The sequence below is a fragment of the Prevotella sp. P4-98 genome (assembly GCF_002251405.1).
Lineage (GTDB): Bacteria > Bacteroidota > Bacteroidia > Bacteroidales > Bacteroidaceae > Prevotella.
In genome coordinates this window covers 35,745-56,596 of the sequence record NZ_NPJC01000021.1, presented here as the reverse complement: position 1 = coordinate 56,596, position 20,852 = coordinate 35,745, and the positions used below count along the sequence as shown (strand labels likewise).

The window sequence follows — 20,852 nt, the reverse complement described above, 5'->3', positions numbered from 1 at the left end:
CGTCAATGAGTAAAATAAACAATAGCAGCATAGCACAGCGGTATTTCTGGATCGCTTTCGCACTGGTAATCGTATTCATTATGATTATCGGAAAGGCATTCTATACCATGACGGCAAAGAAACAATACTGGATAGAGGTGGCAAGCAGACTCAAGAGCGACAGTATTACCGTCAAGCCCAACCGAGGAAATATCCTCAGTTGCGACGGACAACTCATGGCAAGTTCTATTCCCGAATACAAAATCTATATGGACTTCGGTATAGATAACGAGGACCAAGACTCGCTATGGAACGACAAAGTGGATTCTGTCTGCACAGGTCTCAGCAAGATATTCCCTGAGCGTTCGGCTGCGGAGTTCAAACGACATCTCGAAGAAGGACACAACAAAAAGGCACGCCACTGGCCCATTTGGCCCAAACGCATCACCTACAACACCTATACGGAGGTGAAGGCGCTGCCGTTCTTCTCACTCTCGAAAAACGCAAGCGGATTCCACGAAGAGGAATTTAATGCACGCCGGCGCCCATTCGGATCACTGGGCGAACGCACCATCGGTTCTATGTATGGCGCAAAAGACAGCGCCAGACTCGGACTGGAACTGGCTTACGACACAATTCTCCGCGGAACACCAGGTCTCAATAAGCGACGCAAAGTGCTCAACGCACAACTGAACATTCCGGTCACGCTACCCATCGACGGATGCGACATCGTCACAACTATTGATGTCAACATGCAAGACTTGGCAGAACGCGCACTCGTGGCAGAACTGAAAAAAGACAACTGCGACCTCGGCGTTGCCATCCTCATGGAAGTGGCGACGGGCGATATCAAGGCTATTGTCAACATGGAGCGTTGCCCAGGCGACGTATTCCGCGAAACAAAAAACTTTGCCGTGGCTGACCTGCGCGAACCTGGATCGGTATTCAAAACCGCATCTGTCATGGTGGCGCTCGACGACGGAGTGGCTGATACCGCACAACACATAGAAACAGCTGGAGGCATCTGGCCCATGCACGGCGCACAGATGAAAGACCACAACTGGCGAAAAGGCGGTTATGGCTACATCTCTCTCGGACGTGCGATGGAAGTCAGTTCGAACATCGGTATCAGCCGAGTGATCGACGAAAACTACGGCAACCGACCTGAGAAATACGTGGAAGGAATCTACCGCACAGGACTTGCAGCCGACCTCAAACTGCCCATTCAGGGATATGCAAGACCTCACATCCGCATGCCCAAGAAGAACAAGCGAGGACAATGGCTCAACTGGAGTAAGACCGCACTACCGTGGATGTCGATAGGATACGAGACTCAGCTTCCACCAATATCCACACTCACCTTCTATAACGCCATTGCGAATGATGGTGTGATGATGCGCCCACGCTTTGTGAAATACATCATGAAAGAAGGGAAAGTCGTAGAGGAATATCCACCGATGAAAGTCATGGAAAAACGAATGGCTAAAATGAAAACCGTGAAAATCGTGCAATCGCTACTCGAACGAGTGGTCAGCAAAGGCACAGGTAAGAAAGCCGGATCGAGAATGTTCCATGTGGCGGGAAAAACCGGAACCGCACAAGTGGCACAGGGTGGCGGTTATAAAACGGGAGGTATTGCCTATTGGCTTTCATTTGCAGGTTATTTCCCCGCAGAAAAGCCACGCTACTCCTGCATCGTCTGCATCAAAAGATCAGGATACGGTGGTTCTGGCGGTATGAGTGCCGATGTGTTCCACCAGATTTCAGAAGGTGTAATGGCGCGTAACCTCAAACTCGGCATCAACGATGCCCATGACGAAAACTCCATAGTAATACCCGATGTAAAACGAGGCGATATGGGAGCCGCCGGCTATGTATTGAGCCATCTCGGCATTAAAACCTCAGAAAACTGGAGCGGATCGTATGCAGACGGCAACCCGATATGGGGCTCAGCCGAACGTCATAGTAACAAAGTGGCTCTCCACAAACACGACGTAGGCAAGGGTATCGTACCCGATGTTGTGGGCATGGGCGCCAAAGATGCAGTTTATCTGTTGGAGTCAACAGGAATGAAAGTAAAGCTCCAAGGCCGTGGGCATGTCAAACGACAAAGTTGCCAAGCCGGACAGAAACTACAAAAAGGAACCGTCTGCACCCTGATATTGGAATAAATAAACATATGTTGAACTCTTATATAATATAATAAGGTATATGAAACTTAGCGAACTGCTGAAATCCGTCAGCATCCTGCAAATAGCAGGACCGGCAGAAACTGAAATTACAGGCGTGAATATCGACTCACGCAAAATAGAGAAGGGACATCTCTTTGTGGCTATCAAAGGCACACAGACTGATGGACACAAGTTCATAGCCAAAGCCATAGAACTGGGAGCAACTGCCATTCTCTGCGAGGATATGCCTGAGGAAAAAATCGAAAGCGTAAGCTACTTGCAAGTGGCTTCAACCGAAGATGTGGTAGGTCAGGTGGCAACCAATTTCTACGGCAATCCTTCTAAGAAGCTCAAACTGGTGGGAGTTACTGGCACCAACGGTAAAACAACCATCGCCACATTGCTCTACAACATGTTCCGTAAGTTCGGACACCGTTGCGGACTGCTCTCAACCGTCTGCAATTATATTGAAGACGAAGCTATTGCAGCCGATCATACCACTCCAGACCCCATCGAACTCAATCATCTGCTCCACCGCATGGTTGAAGCTGGATGCGAATACGCCTTCATGGAGTGTTCAAGCCATGCCATTGCGCAAAAACGTATCGGCGGATTGACATTTGCAGGAGGCATCTTCACCAATCTCACACGCGACCACCTCGACTATCATAAGACTTTCGAAAACTATCGCAACGCCAAGAAGGCATTCTTCGACGGACTGCCCAAAGAGGCTTTTGCCATCACCAATGCCGATGACAAAAACGGTAGCGTCATGGTTCAAAACTGCAAAGCCAATATCAAGACCTACTCCATACGCCAAATGGCTGACTTCCGCGCACACATTATCGAATGTCACTTTGAAGGCATGTATCTCGAAATCAACGGTCGAGAAGTAGGCGTGCAATTCATCGGTAAGTTCAACGTCAGCAACCTTTTGGCTGTCTATGGCGCTGCTGTCATGCTGGGCAAGAATCCCGAAGACGTTCTCGTTGTGATGAGTACGCTGAAAAGCGTGGCTGGACGCTTGGAGCCGATTCGTTCCAAAGACGGAATCACAGCCGTAGTAGATTATGCACATACTCCCGATGCATTGGAGAATGTACTTAATGCCATCCACGAAGTACTCGAAGGCAAAGAGGGACACGTCATCACAGTTTGTGGCGCAGGAGGCAACCGCGACAAAGGCAAACGCCCGCTCATGGCACAAGAGGCTGTCAAACAGAGCGACCGCGTCATCATCACCAGCGATAACCCACGCTTTGAGGAACCACAAGATATCATCAACGACATGTTGGCGGGCCTCACTCCTCAACTGATGAAAAAGGTCGTGAGCATCGTCGATCGAAAAGAAGCCATCCGTACCGCCTGCATGATGGCACAAAAAGGCGATGTCATCCTCATAGCAGGTAAAGGTCATGAAGACTATCAAGAGATAAAAGGCGTAAAACATCATTTCGACGACCGCGAAGTGGTCAGTGATATTTTTAACTCATAATTCAGACTATGTTATACTACCTGTTTAGATTTTTAGAAGGATTCGACATCCCAGGAGCACATATCTGGTCGTACATTTCCTTCCGTGCACTTCTGGCATTAATTCTATCGCTGGTCATCTCGGCATGGTTCGGCGAGAAATTCATTCGCTGGATGAAGCGACACCATATATCAGAAACTGCTCGCGACGCCAGTATCGATCCCTTCGGTGTGGAAAAGAAAGGTGTGCCTACCATGGGCGGTATTATCATCATCGTAGCCATTCTGGTACCTGTCCTACTGTTGGGCAGAATGCGCAACATCTATCTCATTCTGATGATTGTCACTACGGTATGGTTGGGATTCCTTGGATTCCTCGACGACTATATCAAGATCTTCAAAAAGAACAAGGAAGGTCTAAAGGGCAAATATAAGATTGTGGGACAAATCAGTATTGGCTTCATTGTGGGATTAACACTTTGGCTGAGTCCTGATGCTGTAGTACGGGAAAATATATCTGTACAACAACAAAATCAAGAAGTTGTTATCAAGCATAAGGCTGAAAATGTCAAGTCGCTGCAGACGACTATTCCATTCTTTAAGAACCATAATCTCGATTATTCCAACATCATGGCATTCTGCGGAGAACATAAAGTTGCAGCCGGATGGATTCTCTTTGTCGTTATGACAATTATAGTAGTAACCGCTGTGAGCAACGGCGCAAACCTCAACGACGGTATGGACGGTATGTGTGCCGGCAACTCGGCCATCATTGGTGTGGCACTTGGAATCTTTGCATACGTCAGCAGTCATATTGTCTATGCGGCATACTTCGACATCATGTATATTCCCGGTTCACAGGAACTCGTAGTATTCCTATGTGCCTTCGTCGGAGCCATGATAGGATTCCTATGGTATAATGCCTACCCTGCACAGGTCTTTATGGGCGACACAGGTTCGCTGACGATCGGCGGCATTATCGGTGTATGCGCAGTCATCATCCATAAGGAATTGCTGTTGCCAGTTCTCTGTGGCATTTTCTTCATAGAGAGTCTGAGTGTCATCATCCAGACCCAATGGTTCAAATGGCAGAAACGTAAGGGCAAGCGTGTACGTGTGTTCCGTGCCACACCAATCCATGACACATTCCGCCGACTTGATTCACAACTCGACAGTACCAGTACCTATCTGTTGCGCAACTGGCCACATCGTCCGTTCCATGAATCTAAAATTACCATCCGTTTCTGGATTACAACCATTATATTAGCAGCAATAACGATTATAACATTAAAAGTAAGATGAGCAGAATCGTAGTATTAGGTGCTGGAGAAAGCGGTGCAGGCGCCGCTGTACTGGCCAAGAAAGAAGGTTTCGACGTTTTCGTCAGCGACATGTCGAAAATTAAAGACAAGTATAAAAAGCTGATGGACGACCACCATATCGAATGGGAGGAAGGTCAACACACAGAGGATAAGATTCTCAATGCCGATGAAATTATCAAAAGTCCTGGCATCCCTGACACAGCACCAATGATAGTTAAAGTGAAGGAGAAGGGCATTCATATCATCAGCGAGATAGAATTTGCTGGTCGATACACCGATTCGAAAATGATATGTATTACTGGTTCAAATGGTAAAACTACCACAACGAGCCTCATCTACCATATCTTCAAAGAGGCTGGATACGATGTAGGATTGGCAGGCAATATCGGCAATTCGCTGGCACTTCAAGTGGCAGAAGATCCACATGCCTATTACGTTATCGAACTGAGTTCATTCCAGTTGGACAACATGTATGACTTCCGTGCCAACATTGCCATTCTGCTGAACATCACTCCAGACCATCTCGACCGATATAATTTTTGCATGCAGAATTATGTAGATGCAAAGATGCGCATCATCCAGAATCAGACGCCTCAAGATGCCTTCATCTTCTGGAACGATGATCCCATCATCCATAACGAACTGAGCAAATATGACATCAAAGCCATACTGTATCCTTTCTCCGAACTGAAAGAAAAAGGAAGCATCGGTTACATCGAAGAAGGAGAATACAAGATTGAGAAACCCGAACCATTCAACATGGAGCAGGAGTCTCTCAGTCTGACGGGCAAACACAATATCTACAATTCGCTGGCTGCGGGTATTGCTACCAACATAGCAGGTATCAAGAAAGACATTATCCGCCAGTCGCTCAGCGACTTCCCCGGCGTAGAGCATCGCTTGGAAAAGGTTTGTTCGGTACGTGGCGTCCAGTATATTAACGATTCAAAAGCCACCAATGTGGATGCATGCTGGTACGCATTGGAATCAATGAAAAACAAGACCATCCTCATCATTGGCGGAAAAGACAAGGGCAACGACTATAGTCCTATCATCCCATTAGTAAAAGAGAAATGTGCTGGCATTGTATATCTTGGAGCCGACAATAAGAAGTTACACGACAATTTCGACAATCTCGGAATACCAGTACGCGACACCCATTCTATGAAAGAATGTGTAGAAGCCTGCTACGAAATGGCAGAACCGGGTATGACTGTTCTGCTGAGTCCGTGCTGTGCATCATTCGACTTATTCAAAAACATGGAAGACCGCGGCGAACAGTTCAAGACGCTGGTCAGAAATTTATAACACATCATAGAAGCTATATCAACAATAAAAGCAATGAACTTTAAGATCAGCAATATCTTCAAAGGCGACAAGGTCATCTGGATGGTCTTCTTCTTCCTCTGCATGGTCAGTATCGTCGAAGTTTTCTCGGCTTCAAGTCAACAAACCTACAGAAGTCAGAACTACATCGGCCCTATCGTGTTTCATGCAGGAACCATCATCGCTGGCTTTGCTGTTGCACTCGTCATGCCACTTATACCTTGTCGTTATTTCAAACTGATGATAGTACCGCTATTATTCCTAAGCGCATTATTGCTGATTGTTGTATTAGTTGGCGGAGAAACCATCAACGGAGCAAATCGAAGTCTCAATATCATAGGACTGTCGTTCCAGCCATCCGAACTGGCAAAAGGAACGGTAGTGCTTGCAACTGCACAAGTACTGGCAGTCATGCAACGAGAAGACAGGGCCGATCTCAAAGCCTTCAAATACATCATGTTCTATACCGTTGGCATATGTATTCTGATTGGTCTTGAGAACCTTTCAACAGCCATGTTGCTCTTTTTCGTTGTAGCTTTGATGATGATAATCGGTCGAGTACCATGGAGACAACTGTTCCGTCTCTTTGCTTTATGCGCCAGTCTGGGAGTTGCTGTTCTTACTTTCGTCATGGTGGCGGGACATCAGGAAGAACCTGCCATGGAGAGTAAGGCCAAGACCGAAAAAGTAGAAGCCCCGAGAAAGAAAAATTTTGCCGACAAGATTCTCCACCGTGCTGATACTTGGAAAGGACGTATTCTGAGTTTCAATAAACCAGACGTAGCCCCAAAAGACTTCGATATACAAGGTAAGGATGCCCAGGTAGCACACGCCAACATAGCTATTGCCACCAGCAATATCATCGGCATCGGACCTGGAAAATCGGTAGAGCGCGACTACCTACCACAGGCATATTCTGATTTCATCTTTGCCATCATTATTGAAGAATTGGGATTGTTCGGAGCTATTGGCGTCATTTTCCTCTATACGGTATTGCTTTATCGTGGCATCCGCATTGCCAACCGATGTGAGAACTATTTTCCTGCATTTCTCGTCATGGGACTCACCTTATTGCTCGTAGTACAAGCCATAGCCAACATGGCTGTGGCAGTAGGTCTGGGACCTGTCACAGGCCAACCGTTACCATTGGTATCAAAAGGTGGTTCGTCAACGGTCATCAACTGCGCTTATATTGGTGTCATCCTCAGCGTCAGCCGTACGGCTAAAATCAAGAAAGACAAGAATGTTGATAAAAAATGCAACGAGAATTCGGCAATGACGAAATAAAGTTGTAATTTTGCAAAATACTATATATAAGGTATGAGTAAAGAGCTTAGAGTTATTATCAGCGGCGGCGGAACGGGAGGACACATTTTTCCTGCCGTGTCCATAGCTAACGCTTTAAAGACATTACGTCCAGATGCAAAAATTCTATTTGTAGGAGCATTAGGACGCATGGAGATGCAACGTGTGCCTGCTGCAGGCTACGACATCAAGGGTCTTCCCATCTGCGGTTTTGACCGTAAGCATCTACTAAAGAATTTCAAGGTGCTCTACAAAATATGGAAGAGCCAGCGCATGGCCAAGCACATCATAAACGACTTCAAACCGCAAGTAGCTGTAGGAGTTGGTGGATATGCCAGTGGCCCTACCCTCAACAAGGCTGCTGCTATGGGCATTCCCTGTCTTATTCAAGAACAGAACTCGTATGCAGGTGTTACCAACAAGCTTCTCGCCAAGAAAGCCGAGAAAATTTGTGTAGCATATGACCACATGGAACGTTTCTTCCCAGCCGACAAGATTGTGAAGACGGGCAATCCCGTGCGCCAGTCTCTACTCGACACTACGACATCTCACGAAGATGCCGTACGTTCATTCGGTTTGGATGCCAACCGTAAAACTATTCTGTTGGTAGGTGGTAGCTTGGGTGCACGCACCATCAACGATAGTGTGATGCAGCATCTCGACCTCATTCGCAAGAGCGACGTACAGTTTATCTGGCAAACAGGTAAATACTATCATGCCGCCATTATGGATCAGTTAGCTCATGACGGTAGGCCTGACAATCTCATCGTTACCGACTTCATCAGCGATATGGGAGTAGCTTACAAAGCAGCCGACCTCGTCATCAGCCGTGCCGGAGCAAGCAGCATCTCTGAATTCTGCCTCATCGGCAAGCCCGTCATTCTCGTCCCCAGCCCGAATGTAGCCGAAGACCACCAGACTAAAAATGCCATGGCACTGGTAGATGCCGATGCGGCACTCTATGTAAAAGATGCCGAAGCAGCAACCAAGCTCTTGCCTTTGGCCATCGAGACAGTAGGCAACAATGCCAAGCTCACATCGCTTAAAGAGAATATATTAAAACTCGCACTGCCCGATTCGGCAGAAATCATCGCCAAAGAAGTGATAAGATTAGCAAACAATGGAAATTAAAGACATCAAAGCTGTATATTTCATCGGAGCTGGTGGCATAGGCATGAGCGCCATCGCCCGTTATTTCATACATCGTGGATTGGTTGTTGCCGGCTACGACAAAACCCCAAGTGCCTTAACTCTACAATTGGAACGTGAAGGCATGCTCATTCATTACGAAGAAAATATCGATGAGATTCCCCATGCCTGCAAGCAACCACAGACATGTCTAGTAATCTACACACCAGCCATACCTTCCGACCATCAGGAACTGCAATATTTCCGTCAAAACGGTTTTGAAGTAGAAAAGCGTGCACAAGTGCTCGGTACATTGACTCGTGAACACAAAGGCCTCTGTGTGGCAGGTACTCATGGTAAGACCACCACGTCTACCATGTGTGCACATATCATGCATCAGAGCCATTTGGACTGCAATGCCTTCCTGGGTGGTATCTCCAAGAACTATGGCACCAATTACATTCTTTCCAATTCCGATTATGTGGTAATAGAAGCCGATGAGTTCGACCGTTCATTCCATTGGCTCAGTCCATGGATGACAGTCATCACCGCTACCGACCCTGACCATTTGGATATCTACGGCACTAAGGAAGCCTATCTTGAGAGTTTCCGCTATTATACCGAACTGATACAGCCAGGTGGCAATCTCATCATCCATCGCGACCTTGAGATGAAGGAAAACCTGCAAGAAGGTGTAAACCGGTACGATTATTCCCTTCATGAAGGTGACTTCCATGCTGAAAATATTCGTATCGCCAACGGCGAAATCACCTTCGACTTCATATCACCCATCGAATGTGTGAAGGATGTACAATTGGGACAACCCGTGCCCATCAATATCGAAAATGGTGTGGCAGCCATGGCCATGGCACAGCTCTCAGGTTGTACAGCCGAAGAACTGCGCTACGGCATGCAGACCTATGGTGGTGTAGAACGTCGTTTCGACTTTAAGTTGAAGAACGACAAGATAGTATTCCTCAGCGACTATGCCCACCATCCTAAAGAGATTTATCAGAGTGCCAAGAGCATTCGCGAACTCTATAGCGACCGTAAGATTACTGCAATCTTCCAGCCGCACCTTTACACTCGCACAAGAGATTTCTATAAGGACTTCGCCAATGCGCTGAGTCTTTTGGATGAAGTCATTCTCACCGAGATATATCCTGCACGTGAACAACCTATCGAAGGTGTGACTTCACAACTCATCTACGACAACCTGCGTCCTGGAATAGAGAAGCACATGATAGCCAAATCAGATGTGCTCCAATACATCAAGGACCATTCGTTTGATGTACTCATCGTGCTTGGTGCCGGTGACCTTGACAATCAAGTGCCACAAATCACCAAGATACTGAAAGAGAAACAACAATAATAAACAACGTCAACAGCAAGTAATGAACATCAACTGGAAGAGATCCGCCATTATCGTGATAGATATCGCTCTGGCTGTCTATCTGTTTCTGGCCATCACGGTTTTCAATGAACCGCAAGACCAGAAAGCAGTATGCACCCGTGTGGATATCCGCATCACCGACGGAATGGCGGAGGGATTCCTTGGTGAGTCAGAAATAGAATCGCAACTGAAGACCAATAAACTCTACCCACAGGGGCAGCCCATGTCGCAAGTCAACGTGCGAGCTATCGAAGAGTCGCTGTTACTCAATCCTTTTGTCAAGGAAGCACAATGCTATAAGACGCAAGGCGGTAAAGTCATCATTCTACTCAACCAGCGTCTTCCTGTCATGCGCATCAAAGCAGAGAATGGCGATGACTATTACCTCGACGAAAAGGGAAACGTAATGCCCAACACGCACTACACCAGCGACCTCGTCATTGCCACAGGTCACTTCAACAGGAATTACGCAAAGAGATATTTAGCACCTATCGGAGAGAACCTGTTGCATGACCGTTTCTGGAACAACCAGATAGAACAACTCAACGTATTGCATGACGGAACAATAGAGATGGTGCCTCGTGTAGGCAACCATATAGTCTATCTGGGACCACCCACCGACATTCCCCAGAAACTTACACGTCTGGAGAAATTCTACCGTTACGGCCTGAATGTCGCTGGCTGGAATAAATACTCCTACATCAATCTGGAATTCAACAACCAGATTATCTGCAAAAAGAACAAAACAAGCAAACCGTAAAATATAGATATAGAGATGCCAAAAGATTTTATCGTCGCAATCGAACTAGGATCATCCAAGATGACTGGTATCGCAGGAAAGAAGAACCTGGATGGGAGCACACAAGTGCTGGCCGTGGTGAAAGAAGATTCCTCTTCGTTCATCAGAAAAGGTTATGTGAACAATATCGACAAGACAGCCAAAAGCCTAAACAGCATTGTCAAAAAGCTCGAAACCCAACTCAAGACAAGCATCAAATGCGTATATGTCGGCGTAGGTGGGCAGTCTATCCGTTCAGTACATAACGTTATCACTAAAGATTTGCCTGCAGATACTATTGTGACGGAATCAATGGTCAACGACCTTTTGGATTCCAACCGCAATATGGAATATCCCGATTTGGAAACCATCGACGTTGCAGTACAAGAATACAAGGTTGATACACAAAACCAACTTGATCCTGTAGGCATTCCCTGTAGTCATATTGAAGGAAACTTTTTGAACATCCTTCAGCGCAAGACCCTCAACAATAATCTCAACCTCTGCTTCAAGACCGCTAAGATTAATGTTGCCGAACTATTCCTTGCCCCTCTTGCACTTGCCGATGCAGTACTGACCGAAGCAGAAAAGCGTTCAGGTTGCGTCCTGGTAGATCTTGGAGCCGACACCACCACAGTTAGTGTCTATTGGCAAAATGTGCTGCGCCATCTGGCAGTCATCCCATTGGGCGGCAACAATGTCACCAAGGACATCGCATCCCTGTCAATAGAAGAAAACGATGCAGAGGAAATGAAGCTGAAATATGCCTCAGCCTTTACTGATCCCAATGAAATCGACAATGAGAAGAAATATCCCATCGACAGTGACCGTCAGGTAGAAAGCAGTAAGTTTATCGAGATTGTCGAAAGTCGCATAGAAGAGATTATCGCCAATGTATTGTATCAGATACCCGACAAATACTGCGACAAACTGCTGGGTGGCATCATCCTCACTGGTGGCGGTTCTAAGATGAAGAATATAGAAAAGGCATTCCGTTCCTATACCAATATCGAAAAGATTCGCATTGCTAAGACCGTCAACATGACCATCACAGGCAACCAGCCCGAGATAACAGCCAAAGACGGAACAATGAATACCGTACTTGGAATATTGGCAAAGGGAGACATCAATTGTGCCGGTGGCGATCTCGCAAACAAGACCGACCTCTTTAGCACCGGCGAACATACCGCCACTGTCACACAAGGCATCCATCGTCCAGTACGCACAGTCGGCGAGATTCCTCCTGGAGTAGTTCCCACAGCAGACGAAAGAGCCCTTGCAGAAGAAGCCAAGCGAAAGAAGCAGGAAGAAGACAAAAAACGCGAGGCAGAAGAAGCAAAAGCCCGTGCTGCAGCCGAAGAGCGCAAGAAGAACAATCCTGTCGGCAAGATGATGGGATGGCTGAAGAAAGTCGGCCAGGAGTTTACCAAGGATGAAGACTAAACCACAAAATCAAAGAATTATGAGCGAGACAAATAATACAAACAATATATTGGATTTTGGCGATCCAGACAAGAGCAACAGCATCATCAAGGTCATCGGTGTAGGTGGCGGAGGCGGCAACGCAGTCAACCACATGTATCGGAAAGGCATCCACGATGTAACCTTCGTGCTCTGCAACACCGACAACCAAGCCCTCAACGACTCTCCCGTCCCTGTCCATCTGCAGTTGGGCAAAGAAGGACTCGGTGCCGGCAACAAACCCGAAAAAGCCCGAAAGGCTGCCGAAGAGAGCGCAGATGACATTCGAGAAATGCTCAACGATGGTACCCGCATGGCATTCATCACTGCCGGAATGGGCGGTGGTACAGGTACAGGTGCCGCACCTGTCATTGCACGCATCTCCAAAGAGATGGACATTCTGACTGTAGGTATCGTGACAATTCCCTTCCGTTGGGAAGGCACGCAAAAGATAGACCAAGCCCTCGACGGCGTAGAAGAAATGGCCAAGCATGTTGATGCCCTACTTGTCATCAACAATGACCGCCTTCGCGAGATATATCCCGACCTGTCCGTACAGGACGCTTTCGGAAAAGCCGACGACACATTGTCAATAGCAGCAAAGTCCATTTCTGAGATTATCACTGAGCATGGACTGATCAACCTTGACTTCAACGATGTGAAGACCGTATTGAAAGACGGTGGTGTGGCCATCATGTCAACAGGTTACGGTGAGGGCGAAGGTCGTGTAAAGAAAGCCATCGAAGCCGCAATCAACTCACCTTTGCTCAACGAGAAAGATGTTTTCAACTCCAAGAAGATTCTTCTCAACATCACATTCGCAGGTGGAAAGAATGGCGACGGCCTGATGATGGATGAAATGGGCGATGTCAACGAGTTCATGGAGAAGTTTAGCGACTTTGAAATCAAGTGGGGACTTGCCATCAATCCTGAATTGGAAAAGAAGGTAAAGGTCACTATCCTTGCCACTGGTTTTGGTGTAGAACATGTGGAAGGCATGGACAACCACATAAAACGCGGCATCAAACAAAAAGATGACGAGGCCATCGAAGCACAAGTCAAGAAGGAAGATCGCCGAGACCGATACTATCACGACACCCCCAACAAGACACGCTACCGTCGTCGCCCGCATATCTATTGCTTTAATGCCGAAGACCTCGATAACGAGAATGTCATCTCTGCAGTAGAACAAAGTCCCACCTACAAGCGCACACGCGAGATACTGAAAAACATCCACAATCAGGCAAACGGACACACCACAACTGTAGATGAAACTCCAAAGGAAGACATACAGGGAACTATCGTGTTTGCATAACACCACATATCATATACAACCATCGGCGGACACCTTGTTGATAAGGGTGTCCGCCGATTGTATAATAACCAAGCTATCGAAATCCCATAACCATCACATTAATCATATACGCGCGCACACACGTACATATACGCACACGCGCAACTCATTCATTTTGTCAGCACCAAGCACATTTCTATCATAGTCTTCTAATTGACAAATCATTACACAGATGTTCGATACATTTTCAACAACGTCTATCAACACCTATCGAACATCTATCCAACACCAGTCAGAGTTCGTTTAAACCCATGACACACACCAGCAATCAGTCGAACAATTGTTGCAACACCTCAAGACTCTTAAGCATAGGGAATCCCGGAATATGTATTCTGTAATATTCCACGAGCACTTCCGCAATACGATTTCGTTCATGTCTCGACATACGGAAAAGCCGCATGGTGGCAAAATTCATCCGCATCAACTGTTGCAACAATGCCGCATCGTCAGCCGCAATAAAGTCGTGATGCATAGGAACCGTCATAGAGAAACAACTGTTTCTCATATCAAACACACATCCTTCATGATAATCTTCAAGATTAGGAAAGAAACCCAGAAATCTTGAAATGCGCATGAGAAACGTCAGATGGAAGTTGGCATAACCGTCATTTGCAGCATCCAACCACTGCAATGAGTCACAAATATAATCATAGAGCGTCACATTGCGTTGCTCCGATCGGAGACTGTAATACAGGAACTCTGCAACAAAGAGCGCAATAGCTAACTTATCAGCACAGAGGCAAATGGAAGATGCCGGAGCCGTCAACCTCACGTCTTTCAGTCGTTGCAACTGCTGTCCAGGCCTGAGGTCACAAGTCAGTTCCAACATAGTCATCGGTTGGAAATACTGCTTCTTCATCTTTCCCGTATTCTTGCTGCTTACAGTCACGGCAAACGCCATTCTACCCATTTCTTTGGTAAACATATCGACTATAATTTTCTTATCACCATATTTAATGGTATGCAGCACTATTGCGTCTGTTTTTGCTATCATGAGGGCGAAATTACAAAAAAAACACGAATAAAATGCATTTTTTTGCGAGAAAGTTTTGCAGAATAAAAAAAATACCGTACCTTTGCACCCGCTAAGAAAACGCATGGTCCCTTCGTCTATCGGTTAGGACGAGAGATTTTCATTCTCTAAAGAGGAGTTCGACTCTCCTAGGGACTACAACATTTAAGTCCGCCATCTGCGCAGCGATGCGCTACTGATAATAATCGGGAAAAGGTGACGGAGGTTTTTATTTTAGGTACATCCTTAATAGAGACCGCCCAGGGCAGTTATTTTAACGCAAGACCCAGAAGCTTTAAATCAACATTATCAATTTTAAACAATTCAACAACAATGGCAAACCACAAGTCATCTCTTAAGAGAATCCGTCAGGACAAAGTTAAAGCCCTGCACAATCACTACTATGCAAAGACCATGCGCAACGCTGTTCGCAAACTGCGTGCCATGACCGACAAGGACGAAGCTACCAAGCTGTATCCTTGCGTACAGAAGATGCTGGACAAGCTCGCAAAGCGCAACATCATCCATAAGAACAAGGCAGCTAACTTGAAGTCAAGCCTCACCAAGTACATCAACAAACTCGGATAAAAACAATCCAAGAATATTCTCCCAAAGACCACATTCTGCAAAAAGGATGTGGTCTTTGTTATTTTTGTGCGCAAAAGATTCTGATAAGTCGCAGATTTTTTGTATCTTTGCAACCTATAATAGCTCTAAAATAACAATGGCAGAAGACATTACGAAAGAAAGCAACTATTCCGCGAGCAATATTCAAGTGCTCGAGGGACTTGAAGCCGTGCGCAAACGCCCAGCGATGTACATCGGCGATATCAGTGAAAAGGGTTTGCACCATTTGGTGAACGAGACCGTTGACAACTCCATCGACGAAGCGATGGCAGGCTATTGCACACATATTGAAGTAACGATCAACGAAGATGAATCTATAACCGTGCAGGATAACGGTCGTGGTATCCCCGTTGACCAGCACAAAAAAATGCACAAATCGGCCCTTGAGGTTGTTATGACCGTGCTCCACGCCGGTGGTAAGTTCGACAAGGGAAGTTATAAAGTCAGCGGTGGTCTGCATGGTGTAGGTGTAAGTTGTGTGAATGCACTTTCTACCCACATGATGTCACAGGTGTTCCGCAATGGTCATATCTACCAGCAGGAATACGAGAAGGGCAAGCCCCTTTACGACGTTAAGATTGTGGGCGACACCGATAAGACCGGAACTCGCCAGCAGTTCTGGCCCGATCCCAATATCTTTACCACCACCATCTACAAGTATGACATCATCGCCAAGCGTATGCGCGAGTTGGCTTATCTGAATGCCGGTATCACCATCACGTTGCGCGACATGCGTCCCGACGAAGAAGGCAAGACTAAGGAAGAAGTATTCCATGCCAAAGACGGTTTGAAAGAGTTTGTGCGCTACGTTGATCGCCATCGCACCCACCTTTTCGACGATGTAATCTATCTGAAGACCGAAAAGCAAGGAGTCCCCATTGAGGTTGCCGTGATGTACAATACCGACTATACCGAAAACATTCACTCCTACGTCAACAATATCAATACCATCGAAGGTGGTACCCACCTGACAGGTTTCCGTATGGCATTGACCCGCACGCTGAAGGCTTATGCCGATGCCGATCCGCAGATTTCCAAGCAAATCGAGAAGGCAAAGATAGAAATTGCAGGTGAGGATTTCCGCGAAGGTCTTACCGCTGTTATCTCTATCAAGGTAGCCGAACCACAGTTTGAAGGTCAGACCAAGACCAAGTTGGGCAACTCTGAAGTAGCAGGTGCCGTTCAGCAGGCAGTTGGCGAAGCATTGAGCAACTATCTGGAGGAGCATCCCAAGGAGGCAAAGCTCATCTGCGACAAGGTTGTTCTGGCTGCCACAGCACGTATTGCAGCCCGCAAAGCCCGCGAAAGTGTACAGCGCAAGAACCCCATGACGGGTGGTGGACTCCCCGGCAAACTTGCCGACTGTTCCAATAAAGACCCAAAGGAGTGTGAAATCTTCCTTGTCGAGGGTGACTCAGCCGGTGGTTCTGCCAAGCAAGGTCGCGACCGTCACTTCCAAGCCATCCTACCTTTGCGTGGTAAGATCCTTAATGTTGAGAAGGTTCAGTGGCATCGCGTATTCGAAGCCGAATCAGTGATGAACATCATCCAGAGTATCGGTGTACGCTTTGGCGTTGAAGGCGAAGGCGACCGTGAAGCCAATATCGACAAGCTGCGCTACGACAAGATCATCATCATGACCGATGCCGACGTCGATGGTTCACACATCGACACCCTCATCATGACATTGTTCTATCGTTTCATGCCCCAGATTATTCAGGGCGGTCACCTGTATATTGCCACTCCACCACTATACAAGTGCACCTACAAGAAGATATCAGAATACTGCTATACCGACCAACAGCGCCAGGCTTTCATCGACAAATACGTGGATGGTCGCGATGACGACAAGAGTCTGCACACACAGCGTTACAAAGGTCTTGGTGAGATGAATGCCGAGCAACTGTGGGAGACGACAATGAATCCTGCCAACCGTTTGCTCAAACAGGTTACTGTCGAGAATGCCGCCGAGGCAGACGAAATCTTCTCCATGCTTATGGGCGACGACGTAGAACCACGTCGCGAATTCATCGAGAAGAACGCCACCTATGCCAATATTGATGCATAAAGGCCAACTACCATATCAACACGAGGGCGGAACCAGCAATGGTGTCCGCCCTCGTGTCTATCATTTTGGAGGTCTATCACACAGATTACAGATGTGTCAAAGACTAACATAACAACTTATACCAACATCAAAATTACGCCTGAATAAGACTGTAAATATGAAAAAAATCCTATTGCTCCTGTCGCTGTTCACAGCCATCAGCACTTCAGCCCAACAACTCCCGATGCGCCTCACCTACAACCGTCCAGCACAATTCTTCGAAGAATCGCTGCCTATCGGTAATGGTAAAATGGGTGCATTAGTATATGGCGGCACCGACGACTGCCTTCTCTATCTCAACGATATCACGCTTTGGACCGGCAGTCCTGTAGATCACAACGAAGGAGCAGGTGCCTCCAAGTGGATTCCCGAAATACGCAAAGCCCTCTTTGCCGAGGATTATCAGCGTGCCGACAGCCTGCAGTTGCATGTGGAAGGCCATAACTCAGCCCACTACCAGCCGCTTGCCACGGTTCATCTCTACGATTGGAACGAAGGCAAAGTGAAGCGTTATCAGCGCACACTCGATATCGACCGAGCCATTGCCTCCGACCGTTTCGACCGTAACGGCGTGACCTTTACGCGCGAATATATCGCATCAAATCCCGACCGCACTATTGCCATCCGACTGACAGCCAGCGAGAAAGGAGCGCTCAACTTCCGTATTGCCCTCGGTTCGCAACTGCCTCATGAGGTGAAAGCCAGTCAGGGCGGACAGCTCACCATGACTGGTCATGCCACTGGCGATGCAAAAGAGAGTGTCCACTTTTGCACCATTGTGCGCCTCTGCGAGACCGATGGCGCCGTCACCGCCGATAGTGAGGGCCTGACACTGCGTCACGGTAGCGAAGCAACCATCTATTTTGTCAATGCCACAAGCTACAACGGTCCCCGCAACCACCCCGTCACAGCCGGAGCACCCTATTTGGAAAATGCTGCCGACGATGCTTGGCACACTGCCAACACCAACTACGAACAAGTGCGCAGCGCCCATGTCAGCGACTATCAGCAATACTACAACCGTGTGAAACTCAACCTCGGTGGCGAGCTACCCACCGTCACTACCGATAGCCTGTTGCGGTCACAAGTGCCACAACTGCCTCCCGCCGATGGAAAAACTGCCGATGGAAAACCATTGCCCACACCTCGCGGCAATGCCTATCTCGAAACGCTTTACTTCCAATATGGTCGCTATCTGCTCATCAGCAGTTCGCGCACGCCCGGCATACCTGCCAATCTGCAAGGCCTGTGGACGCCACATTTGTGGTCGCCATGGCGCAGCAACTACACCATGAACATCAATTTGGAGGAAAACTACTGGCCCGCCTTCACCACCAACTTAGCAGAAATGGCGCAACCGCTTGATGCTTTCATACAAGCACTGGCAGAAAACGGCAAGCATACCGCCCACCATTTCTATGGCATCGACCGTGGTTGGTGTGCCTGCCATAATAGTGATTTATGGGCAATGACCAATCCTGTGGGAGAAAACCGCGAGAGTCCGATGTGGAGCTGTTGGAACATGGGTGGTGCATGGCTCGTCAACACCCTGTGGGAGCGTTACCTCTTCACTCGCGACCGCAACTATCTGCGCCAGATTGCCCTGCCACTGATGGAGGGTGCCCACGATTTCTGCGATGCCTGGCTGATAGAAGATCCCAAGCAATCCGGTAAGCACCAACTCATCACAGCGCCTTCTACTTCTCCCGAAAACGAATATATCACCGACCAAGGCTACATGGGTGTGACCTGCTACGGTGGCACAGCCGACCTCGCCATCATACGCGAACTGAAAGTAAACCTCATGGAGGCACTTCGCACCATTGGTGCCAAATCATCGCAACTGTCGGCCATGCAGCGCCGCCTGAACCAGTTGCGCCCCTATACCATCGGTAAGGATGGCGATCTCAACGAGTGGTATTACGACTGGCGCGATAAGGATCCGAAGCATCGCCACCAGTCACATCTCATCGGCCTCTATCCCGGCCACCATCTGCAAGATGCCCGTTTGCAGGAAGCATGCCGCCAAACGCTCATCCAGAAGGGTGATGAAACCACAGGTTGGAGCACCGGTTGGCGCATCAACCTATGGGCACGTCTCCACGATGGCGAGCGCGCTTACCGCATCTATCGCAAGCTGCTCACTCCTGTGCGCTCTGAAGAAGACCGCAACTCTACGTTGCCCCATGCTGGCGGCACCTACCCCAACCTGTTCGATGCCCATCCCCCGTTCCAGATTGACGGTAACTTCGGTGGAACAGCCGGTGTTGCCGAGATGCTGGTGCAAAGCAGTTATGAGGGCGGCAAGGCAACCATCGAGCTGCTACCTGCCTTACCTTCAGCTTGGAGCAACGGCAGCGTAAGTGGACTCTGCGCTCGCGGAGGCTACGTTGTGGCAATGACCTGGCAGGAAGGGCGCCCCACCAAGGTGACTGTCACCGCCAAAGCATCAGGCAAAGTAACATTGGTTTACGGTCAAGACCAAGCCGTACTGACACTGAAAGCCGGTGAAACAAAAACAGTAACAACATGGAAAAGCAAAAAATAGTAGAAACCAACCTGCAGAATACCAAGCATTGGCAAAACATACATTTCTTCGACGACGACATTGTGTTGAGCGAAGAGATTGCCGAAGCGCCTATTCCGAAAGAGGCGAAGCGCATGAACTTCATCCTGATAGCCCTTTGTCAGGAGGGTCATGCCGTATGTTCTATCGACACCCAAGAGGTCACAGTCAATCCTGGCGACCTCATCATGATTTCCGACCGACATATTGTCGAGCGCTTTGTGCCATCGGCAGACCTCAAAGCGCAGTGTATCATGCTGTCCAAGGATTTCTACTATGAGTTTATGAAAGACATCACCGACATGTCGTCGTTGCTGCTTTTCTCGCTCAACAACCATGTGGTGAGCCTGACTGAATCGGAGATGACCACCTTCAGCAACTACTACAACTTCATCAAGGGTAAGTTGGAGAACAAGGGGCACCATTACCGCAAGAAGTTAGTATCCACCCTTCTGCTTGCCATGTTCTACGATTTGAGCGACTTGGTCTATCACACGCGCAAGCCAACCGAGCACCGTGTGTTGCGCGGTAGCCAACTCTTCACACAGTTTATCCATTTGCTCGAAGCCAATTTCCGCAGCGAACGCCGTGTCAGCTGGTATGCTGAGCAACTCTGCATCACGCCGAAATATCTATCGGAAGCCATCAAAAAGGTGAGCAAGCGTACGCCTTACGAGTGGATCAACAGTTATGTGACCCGCGAATTGCGCGTGTTGCTGAAGAATACGAATATGAATATCAAGGAGATTGCTGAAGCATTGAACTTTCCCAATCAGTCGTTTCTCGGAAAGTTTTTCAAGGAGCACGTTGGTATGAGTCCCTCGGAATACCGCCGTTCATAGCGACCTGC

Annotated in this window: 15 protein-coding genes and 1 tRNA gene; 15 read left to right on the top strand and 1 reads right to left on the bottom strand. The window is 47.8% G+C overall.

What is annotated here, in order from left to right; genetic code table 11:
* Positions 1–5: 5 nt before the first annotated feature.
* The 10 genes from CIK96_RS03995 to ftsZ are packed head-to-tail and all read left to right on the top strand — an operon-like array spanning position 6 to position 13,651.
* Positions 6–2,150: a penicillin-binding protein gene (locus tag CIK96_RS03995; protein ID WP_094439783.1), complete on the top strand. Its 2,145-nt coding sequence runs from the start codon at positions 6–8 to the stop codon at positions 2,148–2,150.
* A gap of 40 nt (positions 2,151–2,190) precedes the next feature.
* Positions 2,191–3,645: a UDP-N-acetylmuramoyl-L-alanyl-D-glutamate--2,6-diaminopimelate ligase gene (locus CIK96_RS03990; protein ID WP_094439781.1), complete on the top strand. Its 1,455-nt coding sequence runs from the start codon at positions 2,191–2,193 to the stop codon at positions 3,643–3,645.
* 8 nt (positions 3,646–3,653) lie between these two features.
* Positions 3,654–4,925, top strand: a complete 1,272-nt coding sequence (locus CIK96_RS03985) for a phospho-N-acetylmuramoyl-pentapeptide-transferase (protein WP_094439779.1) — start codon at positions 3,654–3,656, stop codon at positions 4,923–4,925.
* Positions 4,922–6,253 carry a UDP-N-acetylmuramoyl-L-alanine--D-glutamate ligase gene (murD, locus tag CIK96_RS03980; RefSeq protein WP_094439777.1) on the top strand — a complete coding sequence of 444 codons (1,332 nt, stop codon included), beginning with the start codon at positions 4,922–4,924 and terminating at the stop codon, positions 6,251–6,253. The genes CIK96_RS03985 and murD overlap by 4 nt, the downstream gene beginning before the upstream one ends.
* Before the next feature lie 33 nt (positions 6,254–6,286).
* Positions 6,287–7,558, top strand: coding sequence for an FtsW/RodA/SpoVE family cell cycle protein (locus CIK96_RS03975; protein ID WP_094439775.1), 1,272 nt, complete (start codon positions 6,287–6,289; stop codon positions 7,556–7,558).
* Positions 7,559–7,591: 33 nt separating this feature from the next.
* The gene (gene murG / locus CIK96_RS03970) at positions 7,592–8,707 is read left to right on the top strand and encodes an undecaprenyldiphospho-muramoylpentapeptide beta-N-acetylglucosaminyltransferase (protein WP_094391740.1); all 1,116 of its coding nucleotides are present in this window, start codon (positions 7,592–7,594) and stop codon (positions 8,705–8,707) included.
* Entirely contained in the window at positions 8,697–10,076 is a 1,380-nt protein-coding gene (murC, locus tag CIK96_RS03965) for a UDP-N-acetylmuramate--L-alanine ligase (protein ID WP_094439773.1), read from the top strand. Before murG ends, murC begins: the two co-directional genes overlap by 11 nt.
* Before the next feature lie 22 nt (positions 10,077–10,098).
* Entirely contained in the window at positions 10,099–10,857 is a 759-nt protein-coding gene (locus CIK96_RS03960; protein ID WP_094439771.1) for a cell division protein FtsQ/DivIB, read from the top strand.
* A gap of 15 nt (positions 10,858–10,872) precedes the next feature.
* Positions 10,873–12,318: a cell division protein FtsA gene (gene ftsA, locus CIK96_RS03955; RefSeq protein ID WP_094439769.1), complete on the top strand. Its 1,446-nt coding sequence runs from the start codon at positions 10,873–10,875 to the stop codon at positions 12,316–12,318.
* Positions 12,319–12,337: 19 nt separating this feature from the next.
* Positions 12,338–13,651: a cell division protein FtsZ gene (gene ftsZ / locus CIK96_RS03950; RefSeq protein ID WP_094439831.1), complete on the top strand. Its 1,314-nt coding sequence runs from the start codon at positions 12,338–12,340 to the stop codon at positions 13,649–13,651.
* A gap of 307 nt (positions 13,652–13,958) precedes the next feature.
* Here the strand turns inward: ftsZ and recO are convergent, their stop codons facing one another.
* On the bottom strand, positions 13,959–14,684 hold the full coding sequence (gene recO, locus CIK96_RS03945; protein WP_094391736.1) for a DNA repair protein RecO: 726 nt from the start codon (positions 14,682–14,684) through the stop codon (positions 13,959–13,961).
* A 105-nt stretch (positions 14,685–14,789) separates the two neighbouring features.
* Between recO and CIK96_RS13190 the strand changes: the two genes are divergently transcribed.
* The 5 genes from CIK96_RS13190 (at position 14,790) to CIK96_RS03925 (ending at position 20,844) form a co-directional block, all read left to right on the top strand.
* Positions 14,790–14,861: transfer RNA gene (locus tag CIK96_RS13190), tRNA-Glu, on the top strand.
* A gap of 174 nt (positions 14,862–15,035) precedes the next feature.
* A complete protein-coding gene (gene rpsT, locus CIK96_RS03940) occupies positions 15,036–15,290 on the top strand; it encodes a 30S ribosomal protein S20 (protein WP_094434657.1) in 255 nt (84 codons plus the stop codon).
* A 136-nt stretch (positions 15,291–15,426) separates the two neighbouring features.
* Positions 15,427–17,397 (top strand): DNA topoisomerase (ATP-hydrolyzing) subunit B, encoded by a 1,971-nt coding sequence (gene gyrB, locus CIK96_RS03935; protein WP_094391734.1) that lies wholly within the window; start codon positions 15,427–15,429, stop codon positions 17,395–17,397.
* Positions 17,398–17,554: 157 nt separating this feature from the next.
* Positions 17,555–19,984, top strand: a complete 2,430-nt coding sequence (locus tag CIK96_RS03930) for a glycoside hydrolase N-terminal domain-containing protein (RefSeq protein ID WP_094439767.1) — start codon at positions 17,555–17,557, stop codon at positions 19,982–19,984.
* Positions 19,966–20,844 (top strand): helix-turn-helix domain-containing protein, encoded by an 879-nt coding sequence (locus CIK96_RS03925; protein ID WP_094391732.1) that lies wholly within the window; start codon positions 19,966–19,968, stop codon positions 20,842–20,844. The genes CIK96_RS03930 and CIK96_RS03925 overlap by 19 nt, the downstream gene beginning before the upstream one ends.
* The last annotated feature ends 8 nt before the right edge of the window (positions 20,845–20,852 follow it).

Excerpts from the sequence above, each read along its gene's own strand:
- murC (WP_094439773.1), top strand. The coding sequence starts at position 8,697 with ATGGAAATTAAAGACATCAAAGCTGTATATTTCATCGGAGCTGGTGGC.
- murG (WP_094391740.1), top strand. The coding sequence starts at position 7,592 with ATGAGTAAAGAGCTTAGAGTTATTATCAGCGGCGGCGGAACGGGAGGA.
- gyrB (WP_094391734.1), top strand. The coding sequence starts at position 15,427 with ATGGCAGAAGACATTACGAAAGAAAGCAACTATTCCGCGAGCAATATT.
- CIK96_RS03930 (WP_094439767.1), top strand. The coding sequence starts at position 17,555 with ATGAAAAAAATCCTATTGCTCCTGTCGCTGTTCACAGCCATCAGCACT.
- CIK96_RS03960 (WP_094439771.1), top strand. The coding sequence starts at position 10,099 with ATGAACATCAACTGGAAGAGATCCGCCATTATCGTGATAGATATCGCT.
- ftsA (WP_094439769.1), top strand. The coding sequence starts at position 10,873 with ATGCCAAAAGATTTTATCGTCGCAATCGAACTAGGATCATCCAAGATG.
- ftsZ (WP_094439831.1), top strand. The coding sequence starts at position 12,338 with ATGAGCGAGACAAATAATACAAACAATATATTGGATTTTGGCGATCCA.
- recO (WP_094391736.1), bottom strand. The coding sequence starts at position 14,684 with ATGATAGCAAAAACAGACGCAATAGTGCTGCATACCATTAAATATGGT.
- CIK96_RS03975 (WP_094439775.1), top strand. The coding sequence starts at position 6,287 with ATGAACTTTAAGATCAGCAATATCTTCAAAGGCGACAAGGTCATCTGG.
- rpsT (WP_094434657.1), top strand. The coding sequence starts at position 15,036 with ATGGCAAACCACAAGTCATCTCTTAAGAGAATCCGTCAGGACAAAGTT.
- CIK96_RS03990 (WP_094439781.1), top strand. The coding sequence starts at position 2,191 with ATGAAACTTAGCGAACTGCTGAAATCCGTCAGCATCCTGCAAATAGCA.
- CIK96_RS03985 (WP_094439779.1), top strand. The coding sequence starts at position 3,654 with ATGTTATACTACCTGTTTAGATTTTTAGAAGGATTCGACATCCCAGGA.
- murD (WP_094439777.1), top strand. The coding sequence starts at position 4,922 with ATGAGCAGAATCGTAGTATTAGGTGCTGGAGAAAGCGGTGCAGGCGCC.
- CIK96_RS03925 (WP_094391732.1), top strand. The coding sequence starts at position 19,966 with ATGGAAAAGCAAAAAATAGTAGAAACCAACCTGCAGAATACCAAGCAT.
- CIK96_RS03995 (WP_094439783.1), top strand. The coding sequence starts at position 6 with ATGAGTAAAATAAACAATAGCAGCATAGCACAGCGGTATTTCTGGATC.